Source organism: Verminephrobacter aporrectodeae subsp. tuberculatae, assembly GCF_026127385.1.
Lineage (GTDB): Bacteria > Pseudomonadota > Gammaproteobacteria > Burkholderiales > Burkholderiaceae_C > Acidovorax > Acidovorax aporrectodeae.
Map to the genome: position 1 here is coordinate 469,911 of NZ_QZCX01000001.1, position 19,951 is coordinate 489,861.

Annotated in this window: 18 protein-coding genes; 4 read left to right on the forward strand and 14 right to left on the reverse strand. The window is 66.7% G+C overall.

Annotation, left to right across the window (positions count from 1 at the left end; translation table 11 throughout):
* Positions 1-5: 5 nt before the first annotated feature.
* A complete protein-coding gene (tnpC, locus tag D5041_RS01705; RefSeq protein ID WP_265283725.1) occupies positions 6-1,433 on the reverse strand; it encodes an IS66 family transposase in 1,428 nt (475 codons plus the stop codon).
* Between the two features lie 13 nt (positions 1,434-1,446).
* On the opposite strand from tnpC, the gene D5041_RS01710 reads away from it, so the two are divergent.
* The gene (locus D5041_RS01710) at positions 1,447-2,082 is read left to right on the forward strand and encodes a beta-barrel domain-containing protein (protein WP_265283726.1); all 636 of its coding nucleotides are present in this window, start codon (positions 1,447-1,449) and stop codon (positions 2,080-2,082) included.
* Between the two features lie 35 nt (positions 2,083-2,117).
* A complete protein-coding gene (locus D5041_RS01715; protein ID WP_265283727.1) occupies positions 2,118-4,175 on the forward strand; it encodes a peptidase domain-containing ABC transporter in 2,058 nt (685 codons plus the stop codon).
* 36 nt (positions 4,176-4,211) lie between these two features.
* Here the strand turns inward: D5041_RS01715 and D5041_RS01720 are convergent, their stop codons facing one another.
* Positions 4,212-5,867 (reverse strand): methyl-accepting chemotaxis protein, encoded by a 1,656-nt coding sequence (locus tag D5041_RS01720; protein WP_265283728.1) that lies wholly within the window; start codon positions 5,865-5,867, stop codon positions 4,212-4,214.
* Positions 5,868-6,212: 345 nt separating this feature from the next.
* On the opposite strand from D5041_RS01720, the gene D5041_RS01725 reads away from it, so the two are divergent.
* Positions 6,213-7,451 carry an efflux RND transporter periplasmic adaptor subunit gene (locus tag D5041_RS01725; RefSeq protein WP_265284361.1) on the forward strand — a complete coding sequence of 413 codons (1,239 nt, stop codon included), beginning with the start codon at positions 6,213-6,215 and terminating at the stop codon, positions 7,449-7,451.
* A complete protein-coding gene (locus tag D5041_RS01730; RefSeq protein ID WP_265283729.1) occupies positions 7,438-10,557 on the forward strand; it encodes an efflux RND transporter permease subunit in 3,120 nt (1,039 codons plus the stop codon). The genes D5041_RS01725 and D5041_RS01730 overlap by 14 nt, the downstream gene beginning before the upstream one ends.
* Before the next feature lie 8 nt (positions 10,558-10,565).
* Here D5041_RS01730 and fliR read toward each other — a convergent pair whose 3' ends face one another.
* The 12 genes from fliR to fliG all read right to left on the reverse strand — a co-directional run bounded on the left by fliR (position 10,566) and on the right by fliG (position 19,941).
* The gene (gene fliR, locus D5041_RS01735) at positions 10,566-11,339 is read right to left on the reverse strand and encodes a flagellar biosynthetic protein FliR (protein ID WP_265258523.1); all 774 of its coding nucleotides are present in this window, start codon (positions 11,337-11,339) and stop codon (positions 10,566-10,568) included.
* Positions 11,340-11,425: 86 nt separating this feature from the next.
* A complete protein-coding gene (gene fliQ / locus D5041_RS01740) occupies positions 11,426-11,695 on the reverse strand; it encodes a flagellar biosynthesis protein FliQ (RefSeq protein ID WP_010101282.1) in 270 nt (89 codons plus the stop codon).
* Between the two features lie 17 nt (positions 11,696-11,712).
* Complete coding sequence (gene fliP / locus D5041_RS01745; RefSeq protein ID WP_265283730.1) at positions 11,713-12,510, reverse strand: flagellar type III secretion system pore protein FliP; 798 nt, start codon at positions 12,508-12,510, stop codon at positions 11,713-11,715.
* On the reverse strand, positions 12,503-12,862 hold the full coding sequence (locus D5041_RS01750) for a FliO/MopB family protein (protein ID WP_265283731.1): 360 nt from the start codon (positions 12,860-12,862) through the stop codon (positions 12,503-12,505). Before D5041_RS01750 ends, fliP begins: the two co-directional genes overlap by 8 nt.
* Before the next feature lie 7 nt (positions 12,863-12,869).
* Positions 12,870-13,325, reverse strand: a complete 456-nt coding sequence (gene fliN / locus D5041_RS01755; RefSeq protein ID WP_265283732.1) for a flagellar motor switch protein FliN — start codon at positions 13,323-13,325, stop codon at positions 12,870-12,872.
* Positions 13,315-14,319 carry a flagellar motor switch protein FliM gene (gene fliM, locus D5041_RS01760; RefSeq protein ID WP_265258519.1) on the reverse strand — a complete coding sequence of 335 codons (1,005 nt, stop codon included), beginning with the start codon at positions 14,317-14,319 and terminating at the stop codon, positions 13,315-13,317. The genes fliN and fliM overlap by 11 nt, the downstream gene beginning before the upstream one ends.
* Positions 14,320-14,337: 18 nt before the next feature.
* Entirely contained in the window at positions 14,338-14,835 is a 498-nt protein-coding gene (locus tag D5041_RS01765; RefSeq protein ID WP_010106804.1) for a flagellar basal body-associated FliL family protein, read from the reverse strand.
* Positions 14,836-15,049: 214 nt separating this feature from the next.
* Positions 15,050-16,342 (reverse strand): flagellar hook-length control protein FliK, encoded by a 1,293-nt coding sequence (locus tag D5041_RS01770; protein ID WP_265283733.1) that lies wholly within the window; start codon positions 16,340-16,342, stop codon positions 15,050-15,052.
* 2 nt (positions 16,343-16,344) lie between these two features.
* Positions 16,345-16,809 carry a flagellar export protein FliJ gene (fliJ, locus tag D5041_RS01775; protein WP_265283735.1) on the reverse strand — a complete coding sequence of 155 codons (465 nt, stop codon included), beginning with the start codon at positions 16,807-16,809 and terminating at the stop codon, positions 16,345-16,347.
* A 13-nt stretch (positions 16,810-16,822) separates the two neighbouring features.
* Positions 16,823-18,259, reverse strand: a complete 1,437-nt coding sequence (locus tag D5041_RS01780; RefSeq protein ID WP_265283736.1) for a FliI/YscN family ATPase — start codon at positions 18,257-18,259, stop codon at positions 16,823-16,825.
* Positions 18,249-18,959, reverse strand: coding sequence for a FliH/SctL family protein (locus D5041_RS01785; RefSeq protein ID WP_265283737.1), 711 nt, complete (start codon positions 18,957-18,959; stop codon positions 18,249-18,251). Before D5041_RS01785 ends, D5041_RS01780 begins: the two co-directional genes overlap by 11 nt.
* The gene (fliG, locus tag D5041_RS01790) at positions 18,946-19,941 is read right to left on the reverse strand and encodes a flagellar motor switch protein FliG (RefSeq protein ID WP_010110275.1); all 996 of its coding nucleotides are present in this window, start codon (positions 19,939-19,941) and stop codon (positions 18,946-18,948) included. The genes D5041_RS01785 and fliG overlap by 14 nt, the downstream gene beginning before the upstream one ends.
* Positions 19,942-19,951: the final 10 nt, after the last annotated feature.

Here is a 19,951-nt window from a genome sequence, read left to right on the forward strand (position 1 = left end):
GCCCATCAACCAAAGCGAGGTTGAACCGGAGAGCCCAGAAAGGCTTGGGTGAGCGCGTCAAACAACTTGGCACCCTGCTTGTTCAGCGTCGCCAAGTAGGAGCGGATGATGCAGTAGATATCCGCTCCGTCGCTTGTCCGAAAGCACCCGGAAATCTTCTGCTTGACCTTGGGCATGCGCACAGCCTGCTCGGCCAAGTTGTTCGTGAAAGGTACGTTCGGCTCCGTCATGAAACGCCAAACGTCATCGCTGTAATCGCGTAGCCGGCCGATCAGGTTGGCGGCCTTGCTCTGCTTGATGCGACCGCGTCGGCCATTGGACTGCACGCGCGGATTGAGCAGATCGCCTTCGGCCAAAGTTGCCTCGAACTGACTGCGCAGATCGCACACTCGCTGCAGGTGCTCAGGCGCCGTGTAGTCGATCTGACCCTGTGCACGCAGTTGATGGATCAGGCTGTTGGCGTACAGCAGCACCTCAATCGATCGACCCGCCCAGTCCTGCTTGAGTTGCTCATGCACATACGTCAGTTCGCGTACATGGTGCGCGTTGCACAGGCTGTGCCTACTGCCCAGCATGCGATAGGACCCCCAGCCGTCGTGCACCAGCGTGCCTTTGAACAGGGGCAGGATGCCATGCTCGATGAACGCTGCCATGCCACGTTTCTCATGTCGCCCCAGCCAAGTCAACTTCTCGGTGACCAGCGTGTGCAACCAGTGCAGCGATTTGTTCACGCGCAGGCCCGTCTCGTCGGCGTGCACGATTGGCCGGTTCACCAACTCCTGCGCGATGGCCGTGACTGTGGGCGCCAGCACCTGGGCAGCCTCAGCGTTGGCACTCAGAATCGTTGCCTCGGACATGGGCATGTCAAAGAGGTCGCCCATCACTTCACCCGTGCGCTTGAGTGGCAGCATCTGGTACTGGTTCAGGTGCACGGCCGCAGCCTTCGCACGTGGGCCGTATTGCACTGCTGCGGTGACCTCCGCGGGGAATACGCCACGATGGGTCTTGCCGCAGTTGCAGATCGATTGCAGTACGCGGTGCTCGGTGACTTGGTAGCGCAAATCGGGCAGATCGTGGACCTGCCGGGCCTCAACCAGGCTGGCCTGACCCAGGGGGCCGTGGCAGACATCGCAATGCTCGGGCGGCGCATGGATGACGACCATATTGGGCTCGGCCACTTGGCTCAGGGTATGGCCCTTGTGCCCCTTCTGCCCGCCGACCGGCCGTTGCCCGGCTTTGCGCAATGACTTGGGTTGGGGCTTGTTGAGCCCATCGCTGGAGGGGGGCTTGCTGGAGTTGCGACTGTTCAGATTGAGCCGCGCTTGCAGTTCGTTGTTTTGCGCCATCAGCGTCTGCACCATCGCCCATAGCTCCAGAACCAGTGCACCCATCTGGGTCGAACTAAGTGTGCTGAGGTCGGGTAGCTGTTGCATTGAGTTGCGGATTATGGCCTACGGCGAGGGGGGCCTGAGTAGTTACAATTCATTGCAGAATGAATTGGATGTTCTTCCGATGAAGGAAAAAGAGCAATTGGAAGAAATAGACAGATCCATTCAACAGCTTGAGCAGGAACTCATAGAAAATCAATTGAAGAGGCAGATTGTCATTCGGGCGGCGCATGCTGCCCGGGTCACCGGATTGACTGCATTTGTCGGACAGACTGTGGCGCCCACGCGGCCATTGATGACCCTGGTCCCGGTTGACAATCCTGCCAGTGCGTTGGAGGTTCATTTGTTTGCCTCCAGCAAGGATGCGGGTTTCATCAAGACCGGACAAAACGTCAAACTCCGGTATCAGGCGTTCCCCTATCAGAAGTTTGGCCACGCTTCCGGAAGCGTCATTGACATTTCCGAAAGCCCCATATTATCAACAGAGCTGATATACCCGATGGCCGAAATTTCGAATGATCCCTTGTACCGCATTCGGGTGCGGCTGGCGCAACCCTATATTCTGGCTTACGGGAAGCGACAGGAATTGAGTTCCGGCATGCGGGTTGAGGCAGACGTCATGCTGGACAGGCGCACGTTGCTTGAATGGATTTTTGAGCCAATTTACAGTCTGCGCGGGAAATATTTCCAATGAGTTTCCGGAATCGTGATTCAGGCAGAAAATTACCCTTGATTTTGCAGGCAGAGGCTGCCGAGTGCGGTATTGCCTGTTTGGCCATGATTCTCAATTTTTTTGGACATGGCACCGACTTGGCCGGCGTTCGCAACCGGTTGGCCGTGTCGTTGAAGGGCATGAATCTGGCACAGCTGAGAGATGCCGCGCAAACATACTCCCTGTCCGCGCGGCCCTTGCGCCTTGAACTGCATGAACTGAAGGATCTGAAGACGCCGTGCATACTGCATTGGGACATGAACCATTTTGTCGTTCTGAAGAAGTCTTTCGGACAGAAATTCATTATTCATGATCCGGCAAAAGGAATCATGACACTGTCCATCAAGGAGATTTCCGAGCATTTTACAGGGGTCGCCCTGGAGTTGTCGCCCGTAGCTGATTTTGAAATCAGGAAGGAACCGAAAAAGATCAGACTGGCTCAGATTTTTGGTCAGATATCCGGTTTGCCCGGGAAAGTAGCCCAGATATTTTTTATTTCTCTCGGGATCGAATTGTGTGGGCTGTTGAGCCCCTTGTACGTCCAGTGGGTCGTCGATCATGCGCTGCTTTCCGGAGACAAGGATTTGGTGACTTTGTTGGCTCTTGGATTTTCAGTTGTCGTGCTGGCGCAGGTATTTATTGCTGCATTGCGCTCATGGGTGGTTCTGAATTTCAGTACGGACATCATTATCCAATGGTCGGGCAACGTATTTTCTCATTTGCTTCGCTTGCCTCAGGCATGGTTTGAGAAACGCCATCTTGGGGACATCGTTTCACGATTTGATTCCATTGACACGATCCAAAGAACGTTAACCACGAACTTCATCGAAGCAATCATTGATGGCTTGATGGTCGTGGTCACGTTGACCATGATGTTGTTCTACAGTGCCTGGATGACCCTGGTGGCCTTGTTTGCCGTCGCTTTTTATGCTGCATTGCGCTGGCTGGTTTACGCTCCGCTGCGCCGTTCCACAGAGGAGCAAATTGTACTTTCGGCAAAGCAACAAACCACTTTCCTGGAAAGTGCCAGGGGCATACAGGCGATAAAGATTTTCGGCGGGGAAGGCCAACGGCAAACGCTGTGGAATAACCGCGTGGTTGATAGCGCAAACCGCCTGCTGCGAACCCAGCGATTCATGATCGGGTATAAACTTGCCAATGGCAGTTTATTGGGAATCGAGCTTATACTCTCCGTATGGATCGGGTCCCGGTTGGTTCTGGCAAATGTTTTCTCCATTGGAATGCTGTTTGCCTACATGTCCTTCAAGGCCGTGTTTGCAAGCCGGATCAGCAGTTTGATTGACAAGATCGTAGACTTCAAAATGCTGAGCATCCAAGGAGAGCGTCTCGCGGACATTGTTTTGACTGAGCGCGAAGTTTCTGCTGCTTCACGGAATGCACGGACTCCGGATGATCTGACGATTGAAATACGCAATCTGCATTATAGATATTCAAAGCTTGACCCGTTCATTCTGCGTGATTTGACGGTCCGCATTCCTCAGGGCGCATCGGTGGCCATTACAGGCCCTTCCGGATGTGGCAAAACGACTCTTGCCAAGCTGATTTTGGGCCTGTTGCTGCCGGAAGAGGGTTGCATTCTTCTTGGAGGACAGGACTTGCAAAAAATGGGCATTCAGAATTATCGGCCCTTTGTGAATGCAGTCATGCAGGATGATCAGTTGTTTTCCGGGTCCATTGCGGAAAACATTGCTTTTTTTGCTGAGAACGTGGATGAAGAACGAGTCCAGGATGTGGCCAGAATGGCGTGCCTGCACGATGACATCACAAGAATGAACATGGGTTATGGCACCTTGATCGGGGATATGGGCACTGCCCTTTCTGGCGGTCAGAAACAACGCTTATTGCTGGCAAGGGCCTTGTACAGAAAGCCCTTGATATTGATTTTGGACGAGGCGACCAGCCATCTCGATATCGATCTGGAAAAGGCCATCAACTCGGCAATAAAAAATCTGTCCATCACGCGCATCGTGATCGCACACAGGGCGGAAACCATCCATTCTTGTGATTTCAACGTCCATTTGCCGTCATGCAATAAAACGGATTTTTCGGGCTAAGACGGCGCTCTGGGCCGCGCCGACGCAAAGTCCGGACTAACGCAGTTGCAAGGCTGGCTGGCCGGGCACCTGGGCTACGGAGCCCCCCCGGGCGTTGCTGCGCACCGGCTGCAACGGCGCGCATTCCGGTGCGTCATCGTTCAGTTTGAAACGCCGCACCGCGTCGCTCAGTTGCAGCGCCTGTTCGCGCAGCGCCTGCGAAGCCGCGGTCGATTCCTCCACCAGGGCCGCGTTCTGCTGCGTCATCTGGTCGAGCCGGGCCACGGACTGGCTGATCTGCCCGATGTTGTCGCTCTGCTCGACCGACGAGGTCGTGATCTGCGCAATGATGTCCGAGACTTGGCGCACGCTGCTGACGATTTCGCTCATCGTCTGCCCCGCCTGGCTGACCAGGCGCGAGCCGTCCTCCACCCATCCCACCGAGGAGCCTATCAGTCCCTTGATCTCCCGGGCGGCGGTGGCGCTGCGCTGCGCCAGGTTGCGCACCTCGCTCGCCACCACGGCGAAACCCCGGCCCTGCTCGCCCGCGCGGGCCGCCTCGACGGCTGCGTTCAGCGCCAGAATATTCGTCTGGAAGGCGATGGAATCGATCACCCCCGTGATGTCGGCGATCTTGCGCGAGCTGGCGGTGATCTGGCCCATGGTGGCCACCACCTGGGAGACCACGGCGCCGCCGCGTGCCGCCACTTCTGCGGCCAACTCGGCAAAGCCGCTGGCCTGGCGCGCGGACTGCGCGCTCTGCTGCACGGCGCCAGTCAGCACTTCCATCGAGGACGCGGTCTCTTGCAGGTTGGCCGCCGTCTGCTCGGTGCGGCGACTCAGGTCGTGGTTTCCTCCGGCGATCTCGGAGCTGGCGGTGGAGAGGCTGCCCGCGGTGTCCTGCACCTCGCGCACCAGGCCGCGCAGAGCGTCCTGCATGCGCCCCATGGCAGCCACCAGCTGCCCCACCTCGTCCTGGCGCATCGCGCCCGTGTCGCGCGACAGGTCGCCGTTGGCGATGCGCTCGGCGAGTTCCCGGGCCTGGCCCAGAGACTGGGTGATGGAGCGCACGCTGAACCAGGTCAGCGGAATCAATACCGCGAGCCCGAACAACAAACCCAGACCGATCAGCGCCGACATCGTCGAGGTGCGCGACTGCACGCCGGAGCGGACTTCCTCCATCTGCACGTGCGCCGCGCTGGCCAGGCTGGAAAAGAACCTGTCGGCCGCCTCCATATGGCCCTTGAGGCGGTCGGTGTAGGCGCCGGCGCCGGCGCCGTCGAGCTGCGCACGCTCGATGCGCTCGAAGATCGGGGAAACTCCCGTCTCGTATTGCCTGATCTCTGCGAGCGCCTGGTCGATGGCGCCGACGAACGCCGCGTCGCCCGACTGCCGCTTGCGCACCTCGCTCAGGCCCTTGCGCAGGGCGACCAGGGTCTGCTCCCAGGTCGCGCGCAGCGAAGCGACTTCCGCCGAGTTGTTGAAGTTCACGATGATGTCTTTTTCCGCGCGGCGCAGATTGCCCAGCGTGGTGCGCAGTTCCGACATGTCCGTCAGGGTCCGCACGCGCTGCGAGAGCAGCCCCTGCAATGTGTCGCGCGTGCGATCCAGGGCCACATAGCCCATGGCGCCGATGACGAGCAAGAGCACCAGGGAAAACACGGTCCCGAAGTACAGGCGCGCTCGGATGGAGAAGCGGCTGAAAGCATGCATGGCATTTCCTTCTATTTTTGGCAGACGACCCGGCATGGCATGAGGCGCCATACCTCCATATCGGCGTGCCGAATGATGAATGCAATGCCCGGCCCCGCCCTCCGCTGCGCAGTGTAAGCACTGGCCCCGGCGCTGGCCGCCATGCCCGTCAGGAATTCGTCAGACAAGCGCCAGCGGGTGGTGCGCGAAGCCGGCTGCGCGGGGGCAACCCGGCACCGGGTCGATGGCCGCGCAGGCGCCGCATCCGTTCTTGCCCGCGGCGTTGCCAAAGTTTGCTGCGGTGCAAGACGGGCGCTGATACAGTGCCCGACTGCGCTCCTCCACCCCACCCGGTTTCATCGATCCATGGCGTCCAAGAGCAAATACATCGTTTTCGCTGCCATCGGCATCGCTGCGGCATCGGGGGCCGCGTGGTGGTTGCAAGACCCGGCGCGGCCCGCGCCCGGACTGGCTTCGGCACAACCGGGCCGGGGCGCGCCCCCCGGGGGTGCCGGGCGGCCGGTGCCGGTGGAAGCGGTGGCCGTCCGGCAGATGGCGCTGCGCGACGAGGCCCAGGCCGTGGGCAGCCTGCACTCGCGCCAGAGCGTGGTGCTGCGCCCCGAGGTGGGCGGGCGCATCACGCAGCTCAACTTCCGCGATGGCCAGCGGGTGCGGCGCGGGCAGTTGCTGGTGCAGTTCGACGATCAGCTGCCGCGCGCGCAGGTCCGGCAGAGCCAGGCCGAGCTGGCGCTGGCGCTGGCGAACCACCAGCGCAGCCAGGAACTGTTCGCCCAGCGCTTCATCAGCCAGCGTGCGATGGAGGAGAGCGCGGCCAACCTCGAGGTGGCGCAGGCCAAGCTGGCGCTGGCGCAGGCCACTGCGCGGCGCCTGCAAATCGTGGCCCCGTTCGATGGCGTTTCCGGGATCCGCAGCGTGAGCGTTGGCGACTACCTCAAGGACGGGGCGGACATCGTCAACGTCGAAGACCTGGACGCGGTGTACGTGGACTTTCGCCTGCCCGAGCGCCTGCAGGCCAAGGTGCGCACGGGGCAGAGCGCGCAGGTGGTGTTCGACGCGCTGCCCGGTGTGCGCTACGCGGCCGTGGTGCAGGCCATCAACCCGCAGATCGACGCCGACGGGCGCGCGATTGCGCTGCGCGGCTGCATCGACAACCGCCGCCTGCAGCTGCGCCCCGGCATGTTCGCCCGTGTGACGGCGGTGTTCTCCGAACGCAGCGACGCGCAGGTGGTCCCCGAAGAGGCCATCGTTCCCGAAGGCGCCAGTCCCTATGTGCTGAAGGTCGTGGACGGCCAGGAGCCGGGCAGCCGGGTGGCGCGCCGCGTCCCCGTCCGACTGGGCCTGCGCGCTTCGGGCTGGGTGCAGGTGCTCGACGGTCTGAACGCCGGCGACCGGGTGGTCACTGCGGGCCAGCAGCGGATCCGCAAAGACGGCACGCCGGTGCAGGTGCAGGAGCCCGGCGTGCCGAAGCCGCCCCCGGGCAGCGAGCTGCAAGACCGGACCCTTGCCAGCCAGCTGCCAGGGCCCGACTCCTGCCAGTCGGCAGGCCGCCCCAGCCGGTCCGAGGCCCGCGATGCAACTGGCTGAGATCTCAATCCGCCGGCCGGTCTTTGCCACCGTGCTGTCGCTGCTGGTGCTGCTCGTTGGCGCGGTGAGCTTTACGCGCCTGTCGGTGCGCGAGTACCCCAAGATCGACGAGCCCGTGGTGACGGTCAGCGTGCGCTACGCGGGCGCGTCGGCCGAGGTGATCGAGTCGCAGGTCACGAAGCCGCTGGAAGACTCGATCGCCGGCATCGACGCGGTGGATGTGATCACCTCGATCAGCCGTGCCGAGCAAAGCCAGATCAGCGTGCGCTTCCGCCTTGAAAAGGACGCCGACAACGCGGCCGCCGAAGTGCGCGACCGCACTGCACGGGTGCGCAACCGCTTGCCCGATGCGGTCGACGAGCCGGTGATCGCGAAGGTCGAGGCGGACGCCTCGCCCGTGCTGTGGCTCGCCTTCAGCAGCGACCGGCGCAGCCCGCTGGAGATCAACGAGCTGATCAACCGCATCGTCCGGCCGCGCCTGCAGACCGTCACCGGCGTGGCCGACGTGCCGATCTACGGCGAGCGCAGGTACGCCATGCGCGTCTGGCTCGACCCCGCGCGCATGGCCGCCTACCAGCTCAGCACGCAGGACGTGGAGGACGCGATCCGCCGCAGCAACCTGGAGCTGCCCGCTGGCCGCATCGAATCGCAGCAGCGCGAATTCAGCGTCACCGCGCGCACCGATCTGCAAACGCCGGAGCAGTTTGCCGACATCGTGATCCGCAGCGTCAACGGCTCTGCGGTGCGCATCCGGGACGTGGCGCGGGTCGAGGAGGGGCCGGCCAGCGACCGCAGCCGCGTGCGGCTCAACGGCCGCGACGCGATCTCGGTGGGCGTGATCCGCCAGGCCACCGCGAACCCGCTGGAATTGGCCCAGGGGGTGCGCGCCATGATGCCCCTGCTGCAGGCCGACCTGCCGGCGGACATTGCGATGGACGTGGCGAACGACAACTCGCAGTTCATCGCCCGCTCGATCCAAAGCGTCTACCACACGATTGCCGAGGCCGTGGTGCTGGTGGCGCTGGTGATCTTCGTGTTCCTGCGCAGCTTGCGCGCCGCCATCATTCCCATCGTCACGATCCCGGTGAGCCTGGTGGGCAGCTGCGCGCTGATGGCGCTGGCGGGCTTTTCCATCAACACGCTCACGCTCTTGGCCCTGGTGCTGGCCATCGGGCTCGTGGTCGACGACGCCATCGTGATGCTGGAGAACGTCTACCGGCATATCGAACAGGGGCTGGACCCGTTGTCTGCCGCGATCCAGGGCGCGCGCGAAATCGGCTTTGCCATCGTCGCCATGACCTTGACGCTGGTCGCGGTGTACGCCCCGCTGGCTTTCACGCCAGGGCGGACCGGCCGGCTGTTCGTCGAATTCGCGCTGGCGCTCGCCGGTGCCGTGGTGGTGTCGGGCTTCGTGGCGCTGAGTCTGTCGCCGATGATGTGTTCGCTGCTGCTCCGGCACCAGCCCCATCCGAGCGCGTTGGACCGGTGGATGGAGCGCGGGCTCACGGCGCTGTCCGACGCCTATGGCCGCCTGCTGCGCTGGGTCGTCACGGCGCGTTGGGGTGGGCGCGACCGCGTGGCGGGCACGATTTTCCAGGCCCGCGCGCTGGTGCTGGGCGTGATGGCGCTCAGCGGCGCCACGCTGCTGCTCGTATGGCCGGGCATGCGGCAGGAGCTCTCGCCGCTGGAAGACCGCGGAACCATCTTGGCCAGCGTCACGGCGCCCGACGGCGCCACGCTCGACTACACCGACCGCTACGCACGGGAGCTGGAAAAAATCGGCAGCCGCTACCCCGAGTTCGACCGCGTCTTTGCGAACATCGGCAACCCCACGGTGGCCCAGGGCAGCGTGGTCTACCGCACGGTCGATTGGGAACTGCGCGAGCGCAGCACGCTCGATCTGGCCCGGGCCTTGCAACCCATGGTGGCCAGCCTGCCCGGCGTGAACGCCTTTCTGATCACGCCCCCCTCGCTGGGGCAGGGGTTCCGCTCCCGGCCGCTGACCTACGTGATCCAGACCTCGGACAGCTACGAGAACCTCAGCACCGTGGTCGATGCCTTCATGGCCGCGATCGCGCAGAACCCCGGCATCGTCGCGCCCGACGCCGACCTGCGGCTGAACAAGCCCGAACTGCGCATCGCCGTGAACCGCGAGCGCGCCGCCGACCTGGGCGTCGGCGTGGACGCGGTGGCCAGGGCCATAGAGACCATGCTGGGCGGGCGCAGCGTGACCCGCTACAAGCGCGACGCCGAACAGTACGACGTGATCGTGCAGACCGAGGCCGATGAGCGCAGCCGGCCCGAGAGCATCGACCTCATCCACATGCGCGGCCGCAACGGCGCGATGATCCCGCTGTCCAGCCTGGTCCGGGTGCAGGAGGGCGTGAGCCCGCGCGAGCTGAACCACTTTGGCCAGCGCCGCTCGGCCACCATCACGGCGAACCTCGCGCCCGACTACTCGCTCGACCAGGCCATCCGCTTCATGGACGCGACGGCGGCGCAGCTGCTCAGGCCTGGCTACACCACGGACCTGAACGGCAACTCGCGCGAGTTCAGAGACGCGCGGGGGGCCCTTGGCCTGGTGTTCGTGCTCGCGCTGGTGTTCATTTTTCTGGTGCTCGCCGCACAGTTCGAGAGCTTTATCGACCCGCTGGTGATCATGGTGTCGGTGCCGCTGTCGATGGTGGGCGCGCTGCTGGCGCTGCGCTGGAGCGGTGGATCGCTGAACGTGTATTCGCAGATCGGCCTGATCACGCTGGTGGGCCTGATCACCAAGCATGGCATTTTGATCGTGGAGTTCACCAACCAGCTGCGCGCGCAGGGTCTGGAGCTGGTGGACGCGCTGGTCCGGGCCTCGGCCCAGCGCCTGCGCCCCATCCTGATGACCACCGGCGCGATGGTGCTGGGCGCCCTACCGCTGGCGCTGGCCAAGGGCGCGGGCGCCGAGACGCGCACGCAGATCGGCTGGGTCATCGTCGGCGGCATGCTGCTGGGCACCTTGCTCACGCTGTTCGTGGTGCCGACCATGTACACGCTGTTGGCGCGCAAGGCGGTGCCGGGGCCAAACCGGGCGGTGGCAGTGGCGGCACTGCCGCACCCCGGGTGACTTCCCCTTCAGCTGCCTGAGGAGAGCAAGCGCCCGACCGCCTGCTGCATGAGCGCCAGCAACGGCTGCTCGAGCAGGGGCAGCGTGGCGGTCAGGCCCAGTATTCCCACCGTGAGCGTCACCGGGAAGCCGACCGCGTAGATGTTCATCTGCGGCGCCACCCGCGAGACGATTCCCAGCGTCAGGTTGACGAACAGCAGGAGCGCGATCATGGGCAAGGCCATCCAGAGCGCGCTGGAAAAGAGCGCGGCGCCCAGCGTGTGCAGCCGCATCTGCCCCAGGGATTGCAGGAAGTTGCCGTCCACCGGAAACCCTTCGAAGCTTTTCACCAGGGCCATCAGGATCAGCAGGTGGCCGTCGATCACGATGAAGAGCAGCATCGCCATGTAGCCCAGGAATCGGGCCACGGCGCTGGTCTGGGCGCTGGACGCGGGGTCAAAGAAGGACGCAAAGTTCAGCCCCATCTGCAAGCCCACGAGTTCCCCGGCAAGTTCCACCGCAGCGAATACCAGGCGCACCGAAAAGCCGATCGCCAGGCCCACGGTGAGTTGCTGCGCGAGCGCTCCCAGGGCCGCACGGCCCTGGACGGCGATCACCGGTTGATCGACCAGCACGCCCTGGGCGCACAGCGCCACCAGAAAGGCCAGCCCGATCTTCGCGCGCAGGGGCAGCGCCCGCATGGAGAACACCGGGGCGGCCGAGAACAGGGCGAGCACGCGCAGAAAGGGCCACAGGATGGGCGACAGCCAGGCCATGATCTGGGCCTCGGAAAAGCCGATCACGCGCGGCTCCGCGAGGCGCTGGCAATGGCGCTGGCGATGGGCGGGCCGGCGGCGGGCATGCGGCAGGAAGAACCACCGGCCTGGCTTTACGCCACCACCGAAGGGATGGCTTCGATGGTCCGGCGGATGAAGTCCACCAGGCTGCCGAGCATCCAGGGGCCGGCGAGCGCAAACACCACCATCGCGGCGATCAGCTTGGGAACGAAGGCCAGGGTCGCCTCATGGATCTGCGTGACCGCCTGAAAGATGCTCACGATCAGGCCCACCGCCATGACGACCCCGAGCACGGGCATGGCGATCATCAGCAGCAGGCCCAGGGCGTCGCGCCCCAGGGTGAGAACCATTTGCGCAGTCATCGCACGTTCCTTCCCCTTCAGCTGACGAAGCTCGCCGCCAGCGAGCCAATCAGCAGGTTCCAGCCGTCGGCCAGCACGAACAGCATGAGCTTGAAGGGCAGCGCCACGAGGACCGGAGAGAGCATCATCATTCCCAGCGACATGAGGATGCTCGACACCAGCATGTCGATCACCAGGAACGGGATGAAGATCATGAAGCCGATCTGAAACGCAGACTTGAGCTCGCTGGTCGCGAACGCGGGAACGAGCACGCGCAGCGGCGCCGTTTCCGCGCCCACCCTCGGGTCGAGCCGCGCGAGCCGCGCGAACAGGGCGAAGTCGGACTGCCGGGTCTGCTTGAGCATGAAGCTGCGCATGGGCGCCTCGGCCCTGTCGAGCGCCTGTTCAAAGGTGGCGCTGTTGTTCACGTAGGGCAGATACGCGTCCTGGTACACCCGGTCCAGCGTGGGGCCCATGACGAACAGGGTCAGAAACAGCGACAGGCCAACGATGACCTGGTTCGGCGGCGCCGACTGCGTTCCCAGCGCCTGGCGCAGGAGGGACAGCACGATCACGATGCGCGTGAACCCCGTCATCATGAGCAGCACCGCCGGCAGGAAGGACAGCGCCGTGAAGAACAGCAGGGTCTGGACGGGAACCGAGTAGCTGCTGCCCGAAGGGCCGCTGGCCACCACCAGGGGCAGCGCGCCCGCGGCCTGCGCCAGCGCCGGCGCCTGCACGGCCAGGCAGGCCAGGCCCGCAGCCGCCGCGGGCAGCCACGGGCGCCCGGGCCGCTGCGCGGCGCCCCTTGCGCGGCCAGGCAGACCCTCATCCATCGGCGGGCGGCGCGCCGCTGGCAGCGGCCAACGCTTTGGCAAATGGCGCCGGCGCGGCGGCGGCGGCGGACGGGGCATCGGCGGCGACCACCGGGGACGCGGGCAGCACGTGCAGGCAGCTGAGCTGCTGCGCCGTGACGCCGAGCACCAGCCACGTGCGCGCGTGCTCGGGGCCCACCTCGAGCGTCACCACGCGCTGCTGCGGCCCGACCGCGACGGCGCTGAGCACGCGCGCCGCGGCGCCTGCCGCCGATCCGCCCGCCGCATGGCGCTGCCGCAGGCGCCGCACGAGCCAGGGCAGCAGGGCCATGGCTCCCACGAAGAGGAGCGCCGTGACCAGGAAGCGGGTCATGCCGGCGCTATCCACGGCTGAGCCGCCGCAGGCGTTCCGAGGGCGTCACCACGTCGGTCAGGCGGATGCCGAACTTGTCGTTCACCACCACCACCTCGCCCTGCGCGATGAGGTAGCCGTTCACGAGCACGTCCATGGGTTCGCCCGCGAGCGCGTCGAGCTCCACCACGGAGCCCTGGGCAAGTTGCAGGATGTACTTGATGGGCACCTTGGTGCGCCCCAGTTCCACGGACAGCTGGACCGGTATGTCCAGCACCATGTTGATGTCGTTGACGCTGCCGTCCGCGCTGCCCGAGAGGGGGGGCACGGGAGCGCCGGACAGGGGGCCTCCCTGTTGCTGTTGCGCGTCCCCGGGCTTGGTGCTGGTGCTGGTGCTGGTCTGCTGTTCCTCCAGCGCCTCGGCCCAGCCCGCAAGGGGATCGTCCGCACCGCCGCCGCCCTGGCCTTCTTCTTCAGTGGACATCTTTCTCTCCCAGCCAGCTCAGGTCCGCAGTGCGCAGGCATTCTTCGATGCGGATGGCGTATTTGGCGTTGTGCGTTCCGTACTGGCATTCGAAAACCGGCACCCCCCCGACCGCGGCGCGAATGCGCGGTGCGCGCTCCAGTTCGATGAAGTCGCCCGGCTTCATGCGCAGCAGCTGCCCGACGGTGGTGTCGGCGCGCGCCAGCTCGGCGACCAGGGTCACTTCGGCGGCCTGGATTTCCCGGGTCAGCACCCGCACCCAGCGGCGGTCCACCTCGATGGAGTCGCCCTGCGTGGACGAGTACAGCACGTCCCGGATCGGCTCCAGCGTGGCGTAGGGCGTGCACAGGTGGATGGCGCCCGAGAGGTCGCCGATTTCCAGCTGGAACGCGGTGGACACGGTGATTTCACTGGGCGTGGCGATGTTCGCGAACTGCGGCTGCATTTCCGAGCGCTGGTACTCCAGCTCCAGGGGGTAGATGCCATGCCAGGCCTTCTTGTATTCGGTGCAGACGACGTCCACCAGGCGGTTGATGACGCGCTGCTCGGTGGGCGAGAAGTCCCGCCCCTCGATGCGCGTCTGGAACTTGCCCGCGCCGCCGTACAGGGTGTCGATGATGCCGAACACCAGCGAGGGCTCGCACACGATCAGCCCGCTGCCGCGCAGCGGACGGATGGCCACGATGTTGAAATTCGTCGGCACCGCGAGCTCGCGCAAAAAGGCGCTGTAGCGCTGCACGGACACCGGTCCGACGGAGACTTCCGGGCTGCGGCGGATGAGGTTGAAGAGCCCTATGCGCAGGTTGCGCGCGAAGCGTTCGTTGACGATTTCCATCGTCGGCATGCGCCCCCGCACGATGCGCTCCTGGCTGGAGATGTCGTAGTTGCGCACGGCGCCGGCCTCGGTCACCTCCTCGACCGACTTCTGGCTCTCTCCGGTGACCCCCTCCAAAAGGGCATCGACCTCTTCCTGCGAAAGAAATGAATTGCTCATGGCAAGTTCCTGCGCGCGTCACTGAACGATGAAACTCGAAAACAGCACGCGCCGCACCGGGTTGCGCTGCGTGCGCCGGCGCGCCGGCGCGTGCTCTGCTGCGTCCTCGGGCACATCGGCCTGCGCGCGCTCGCTCTCTGCGGGAGGCGGATAGTCCATGGTGCGCGTGACTTCCGCGAGGATGTCGGCGGCCAATTTCTCCTTGCCTGCGCGCTGCAACAGCTCGGCGGTGCTGCGCTGCGACGCGAGCATCAGCACGCCGCTGCGGATGTTCGGCAGGTAGGCCCGGACCTGCTCCTGCACCTTGGCGTTTTCCAGCTCCAGGGTGACGCCGATCTGGGCGAACCGGTCCCCGCCGGAATCGGCCAGATTCACCACCATGCTTTCCATGGGCAGGAAGACCGGGGCGGCCCTGGACGCATCCTCGTCGTCCGCCGGCGCGCGGCTCGCGACGAACCAGGCGCCGGCGCTGGCGCCGACCAGCACCCCCGCCAGCGCAGTGCCGACGAGGAGCATGAGCATCTTCTTGCTCTTGGCCGGAGCCGCTGCGGGAACTATGGCTGACACGGTGCGGATTCCTTGCGGCAGCAAGCCGCGCCATCTGACCATGGAAGGAGTGGGTGAAAAGAGAAATACGGGCCAGAACGATCCCATTATTGGGCGCTGCGCCGGCCCGTGATCAGCGGAATAACAACCCGAAACCAAGGTATTCAGCGCGCCCTGCGCGCGTTCATACAAAGACATCCACGGCGCGCTGCGCAATGTTGCCCACGCGCAGCACCGGGGCCGCTGCGGCGGGCGCCACGGACGCCACCGGCGCCCCCTGCACCCCCTGCGTTGGGCGGGCGCCCGCGCGGCCGCGCGGCGACCGCGCCTGCCCCGCGCCCTGGTCCGCCGACGTGCCGACCGACATTCCCGCGAGCACCAGACCCTGGCTGTGCAGCAAATCGCCGAGCTGCGCGCGGCTGCGGTCCAGGAGTTCGCGCGTCTGCGGCTGCTCGCTCTGGAAGAACACGTGCGCCGCATTGCCCGACAACGACACCGAGACTTCCACGGGCTGGCCATCGCGGTCGAGCGTCAGCTGCGCATTCCAGGTTTGCTGCTCGGCCCACCAGGTCACGGGCTCTGCCGCCGGCGCTGCGGCCAGGCCCGGATGCGCGAACGGCCCCGCGCCGCCGACCGGGCCGGGCGCTGCCCAGGCGCTGCCCGGGCCGGCGCCGGACCAGACCCCGGCGCCCGGCGGCTCCGCGTCCCGGCGGCTCCCCCCCGCGCCGCTTTCTCCTGCGCGCGCAGGCGGCAGCGCGGCCAGGAGGCCGTCCTGCGCGCGGGCCGGTGTCCCCGTCCCGGCAGCCGCAGCAGCGGCCTGCGCCCCGGCGGTGCGGTCGATCGCACCCTGCGCGGTCCCCACGACCCCCGCCACGCGCTCACCCGCCGCCTGCAAGGCTGGCGCAGCCCGGGGCGCGGCGCGGCGCGGCGCGGCCGTGTCCGGCGCGGCGCAATCGTTGGACGGCCCGGCGGCCTGCGCGCCCGGGGCGAGTGCGCCGCGCGCGGCGCCAGCGGACGCGTCCGCCGGTGCCTGCGCGCGCGCTTCGCCGTGGTCGAGCAGTGCCGTCTCGGCCACCAGCCCCTGCGGCAGGCCCGGCCCGGCGCCGGCGCCGGCGCCGCCCTGCGGCCCTTGCGCGGACAGGATGGCGTCCGCCGCCTGCGCGTCCGGCTCCCCCGTGCCCGCCTGCGCAGCGGCAGCAGGCGCGAGCAGGCCCTGCCACGCGGCCAGCGCGGACGCGTCCACGGCCCCCTGCGCGGTAGCGGCGGGCGCGGTATCGACGGGCGTGGTGCCCGCAGGGTCCGCCGCGGCATGGTCCGCGTCCAGCGGCGCGTCGCCGTCCCGGGGCACGGCAAGCAGCGCGGTGAACAGCGCCCCAAAGCCGCCCGCGGCATCGGCGCCGTCGGCATCCTGCGCCGCGAACAGTCTGCGCGCGGCCTGCACCGGGTGGGCCGCAGAGGAAATTCCTGCCGTCTCCATCGTCAATCCTCCCGCCCTGGCAAGCCCTGGTCCGCGCTGCGGTACGCGCGCGCCGCGTGCTCGTCGGCTTGTTGCTGCTCGCGCCGCTGTTGCTGCGCTTGCAGCGCGTGGCGCCGCCGGTCGAGCACTTGGCGCAGGCCGGACAGACGCAGCTGCGCTTCGAGCAGCGCCTGCCGGGCGGCGTCTACCCGGTGCGCATGCTCGCCGACGACGCCGCGCTGAATGCCCGCCGCGTACTCCAGGCGTTCCATGAAGCAGTCCTGGTGGTAGAGCAACTCGGGGCGCAGCGTCGCGCCGGTGCGCATGCCCCAGCGGGACGTGGTGTCGCGCGCGTAGTCCTGCAACTGCCCGAGCTGCACGCGCGCGGCCTGCTGCGCCACGAGCGTGGCCTGCAGCACACTGCACGCGGCGTCGCGCCTGCGGGTTGCGGATTCGATCACGAGCGGGAGGGCACCGAGCTGGGACATGGTGGATGGACCTCTATGGGGTTCGGGGCTCGAGCACTGCGGCCAGGTCCGCAACGCTTTGCTCCATGGGCGCGGCCTCGAACATGTCCTGCTGCACAAAGGCGGCCATCTGCGATTGCAGCCGCAGGGCCTCGTCCAGGGCGGGGTCGGACCCGCTCGCGTACGCGCCCAGTTGCACCAGGTCGTGGCCCTTCTGGTAGCACGCGTGCAGCGCACGAAAGCGCCGCGCCAGATCGAGCTGCGCGCGCGGGACCACGTTGTGCATCACGCGCGAGGCCGAGCGTTCGATGTCGATGGCCGGGAAATGCCCGCTCTCCGCGAGCGCGCGCGAGAGCACGATGTGGCCGTCGAGAATGGCGCGCGCCGCGTCGGCGATGGGGTCCTGCGCGTCGTCGCCCTCCACCAGCACGGTGTAGAACGCCGTGACCGACCCCACCCCGTGCAGACCGTTGCCGCTGCGCTCGACCAGTTCGGGCAGCTTGGCAAAGCACGATGGCGGGTAGCCCTTGGTCGCCGGCGGCTCGCCAATGGCGAGCGCGATTTCCCGCTGCGCCATGGCGTAGCGGGTGAGCGAGTCCATGAGCAGCAGCACGTGCCGGCCCTGGTCCCGAAAATGCCCGGCCAGCGCCGTGGCGTACATCGCGCCCTGCAGGCGCAAAAGCGGCGGCGCGTCGGCGGGCGCCACCACGACCACGGAGCGCGCGCGGCCCGCCGCACCCAGCGTGTCTTCGACGAATTCCTTGACCTCGCGGCCGCGCTCGCCAATCAGTCCGAGAACGATCACGTCGGCGCACGTGCCGCGGGCCATCATGCCGAGCAGCACGCTCTTGCCCGCCCCGGATCCGGCAAACAGCCCCAGGCGCTGCCCGCGCCCCACCGTCAGCAGGGCGTCGATGGCGCGCACGCCCGTCGCCAGGGGCACGCGCACCGGGTCGCGGTCCAGCGCATTCACCGGGCTGCGCCCCATGGGAGCGGAAACCACGTCCTGCAGCGCGCCCGCGTGGTCCAGCGGCTGACCCTGCGCGTCCACCACCCGCCCCAGCAGGCCCGCGCCCATCGGCAGCCCGGGCAGACCCGCGCGCGCCGCGCGCCGGGGCGGATCGCCCCAGCGCGGCATGGGCGCGCAGGGCGCTGCGGGAGTCACGCTGGCGCCGCTGGCCAGGCCGTGGACGTCGCCCGCCGGCATGAGAAACGCGCGCTCGCCCGAGAAGCCCACGACCTCGGCCAGAACCGGCGCCTGCCCGGATGCATGCCCCGGCATCTGCACCAGGCACTGCGCGCCCACCGGAACGCGCAAGCCCACGGCCTCCAGCACCAGCCCGGTGAGCCGCGTCAGCGTGCCGCGCGTCTCCAGCGGCGCGCCCTGGGCCACGCGCGCGCGCGCTTCATCGACGAAGCGCGTCCAGGCGCAGGGGGCAGGGGCGGGGTCGTCCGGGTCCTCAGCGCGCATCGCCGCCCCCTTCCTGCCATGGCGACTCGATCCCGAGCGCGGCCAGCGCCCGCTGCCAGCGCTTTTCCACGCTGCCATCGACCACGCTGCCGGCGCATTCCACCAGGCAGCCGCCCGGCGGCACGGCAGCGTCTGCTATCCACTGGACCTGCTGCGGGGTCGCCAGCGCCGCGCGCAGCGGCTGCGTGAGCCCCTGCATGTCCACGGGGTTCAGGCGCACGCTCGCGGGGCGCCCCTCGGCGACCAGCATTCCCAGGGCCTCGCGCACCACGGGGTGCAGGGCCTCGGGATTCACGGACAGCTCCTGGCGCAGCACCTCGCGCGCGATGTCGCAGGCCAGCGCGAGCAGCTGCTGCGCCATGCGCCGCTGCATGTCGAGCAGGCTCGCGTCGAGCGCCTGCAGAACGCCCTGCAGGCGCTCGGCCGCCGCATGGCCCTGGTGCACGATGTACTCGTCCAGGCGGTGCTGCCACTCGCTCGCGGTCTGCTCCTGCCCCTGGGCAAGGCCCGCGGCGTGGGCGTCGGCGCAGGCCTGCTGGAGCAGCGCCTGCTGCGCGGCCTCGTCGATCGCAGCAGGGATTTGCACCGCGGGCGCAACGCGGTCGGATCCATCGACGGCGCCAAACTTCCACTGCGTGCAATCGCCCAGCTCCTCGCTGGGGATGATGCGCGCGTAGGAGCGGGGGCTAAACAAAGGCATCTTCCCCCCCGCTGCCGATCGCGATCAGCCCCTCGTCGGACAGGCGCCGCACGATCTTGAGGATTTCCCGTTGCTGGGTCTCGACCTCGGACAGGCGGATCGGACCGCGCGCTTCGAGGTCCTCGCGCAGCGCCTCGCCGGCGCGCATGGACATGTTCGAGAGAAACTTCTCGCGCAGCTCCGTCGGCGCGCCCTTGAGCGCCACGATGAGCTCCTCGGACGACACTTCCCTGAGAATGGTCTGGATGGCCTTGTCGTCGAGCCTGAGCATGTCTTCGAAGACGAACATCTTGTCCATGATCTTCTGCGCCAGATCCGCGTCGTAGCTGCGGATCGCCTCCAGCACCACGGTGTCCACGCTGCCGCTGAGCATGTTGATGATTTCGGCCGCGGCCTTGACCCCGCCGAGCGAGCTCTTGCGAATCTTGTCGCCACCGGCGAGCACTTTGAACAGCACCTCGTTGAGATCCTTCAGCGCCGTCGGCTGTATGCCCTCGAGCGTCGCCACGCGCAGCAGGATCTCGCTGCGCTGGCGCTCGCCCAGGTGCATCAGGATGGCCGCGGCCTGGTCGCTGTCCAGATGCACCAAGATGGCGGCGACGATCTGGGGGTGCTCGTTGCGCAGCAGCTCGGCCACGGACAGTGGGTCCATCCACTTCAGGCTTTCGATTCCCGAGACGTCCCCGCCCTGCAGGATGCGGTCGATCAGCAACCCCGCCTTGTCGTCGCCGAGCGCGCGTCTGAGCACTGCGCGCACGTAGTTTCCGGTGTCCGACACGAGCAGGCTCTGCGCGGCGGCGGCGGCGGCGAATTTGTTGATCACCTCGTCCACCCTCTCGCGCGACACCGAGCGCGTGCGCGCAATGGTCTCGCCGAGCTTTTGCACCTCCTTGGGCGAGAAATGCTTGAAGACCTCGCCCGCATCCTCCTCGCCGAGGGACATCAGCAAGATGGCGGCGTCCTGCAGACCTTGCTCGTTCATGCGGCGTCCT

Excerpts from the sequence above, each read along its gene's own strand:
- tnpC (WP_265283725.1), bottom strand. The coding sequence starts at position 1,433 with ATGCAACAGCTACCCGACCTCAGCACACTTAGTTCGACCCAGATGGGT.
- D5041_RS01710 (WP_265283726.1), top strand. The coding sequence starts at position 1,447 with ATGGCCTACGGCGAGGGGGGCCTGAGTAGTTACAATTCATTGCAGAAT.
- D5041_RS01720 (WP_265283728.1), bottom strand. The coding sequence starts at position 5,867 with ATGCATGCTTTCAGCCGCTTCTCCATCCGAGCGCGCCTGTACTTCGGG.
- D5041_RS01725 (WP_265284361.1), top strand. The coding sequence starts at position 6,213 with ATGGCGTCCAAGAGCAAATACATCGTTTTCGCTGCCATCGGCATCGCT.
- D5041_RS01730 (WP_265283729.1), top strand. The coding sequence starts at position 7,438 with ATGCAACTGGCTGAGATCTCAATCCGCCGGCCGGTCTTTGCCACCGTG.
- fliQ (WP_010101282.1), bottom strand. The coding sequence starts at position 11,695 with ATGACTGCGCAAATGGTTCTCACCCTGGGGCGCGACGCCCTGGGCCTG.
- fliP (WP_265283730.1), bottom strand. The coding sequence starts at position 12,510 with ATGGATGAGGGTCTGCCTGGCCGCGCAAGGGGCGCCGCGCAGCGGCCC.
- D5041_RS01750 (WP_265283731.1), bottom strand. The coding sequence starts at position 12,862 with ATGACCCGCTTCCTGGTCACGGCGCTCCTCTTCGTGGGAGCCATGGCC.
- fliN (WP_265283732.1), bottom strand. The coding sequence starts at position 13,325 with ATGTCCACTGAAGAAGAAGGCCAGGGCGGCGGCGGTGCGGACGATCCC.
- fliM (WP_265258519.1), bottom strand. The coding sequence starts at position 14,319 with ATGAGCAATTCATTTCTTTCGCAGGAAGAGGTCGATGCCCTTTTGGAG.
- D5041_RS01765 (WP_010106804.1), bottom strand. The coding sequence starts at position 14,835 with ATGCTCCTCGTCGGCACTGCGCTGGCGGGGGTGCTGGTCGGCGCCAGC.
- D5041_RS01770 (WP_265283733.1), bottom strand. The coding sequence starts at position 16,342 with ATGGAGACGGCAGGAATTTCCTCTGCGGCCCACCCGGTGCAGGCCGCG.
- fliJ (WP_265283735.1), bottom strand. The coding sequence starts at position 16,809 with ATGTCCCAGCTCGGTGCCCTCCCGCTCGTGATCGAATCCGCAACCCGC.
- D5041_RS01780 (WP_265283736.1), bottom strand. The coding sequence starts at position 18,259 with ATGCGCGCTGAGGACCCGGACGACCCCGCCCCTGCCCCCTGCGCCTGG.
- D5041_RS01785 (WP_265283737.1), bottom strand. The coding sequence starts at position 18,959 with ATGCCTTTGTTTAGCCCCCGCTCCTACGCGCGCATCATCCCCAGCGAG.
- fliG (WP_010110275.1), bottom strand. The coding sequence starts at position 19,941 with ATGAACGAGCAAGGTCTGCAGGACGCCGCCATCTTGCTGATGTCCCTC.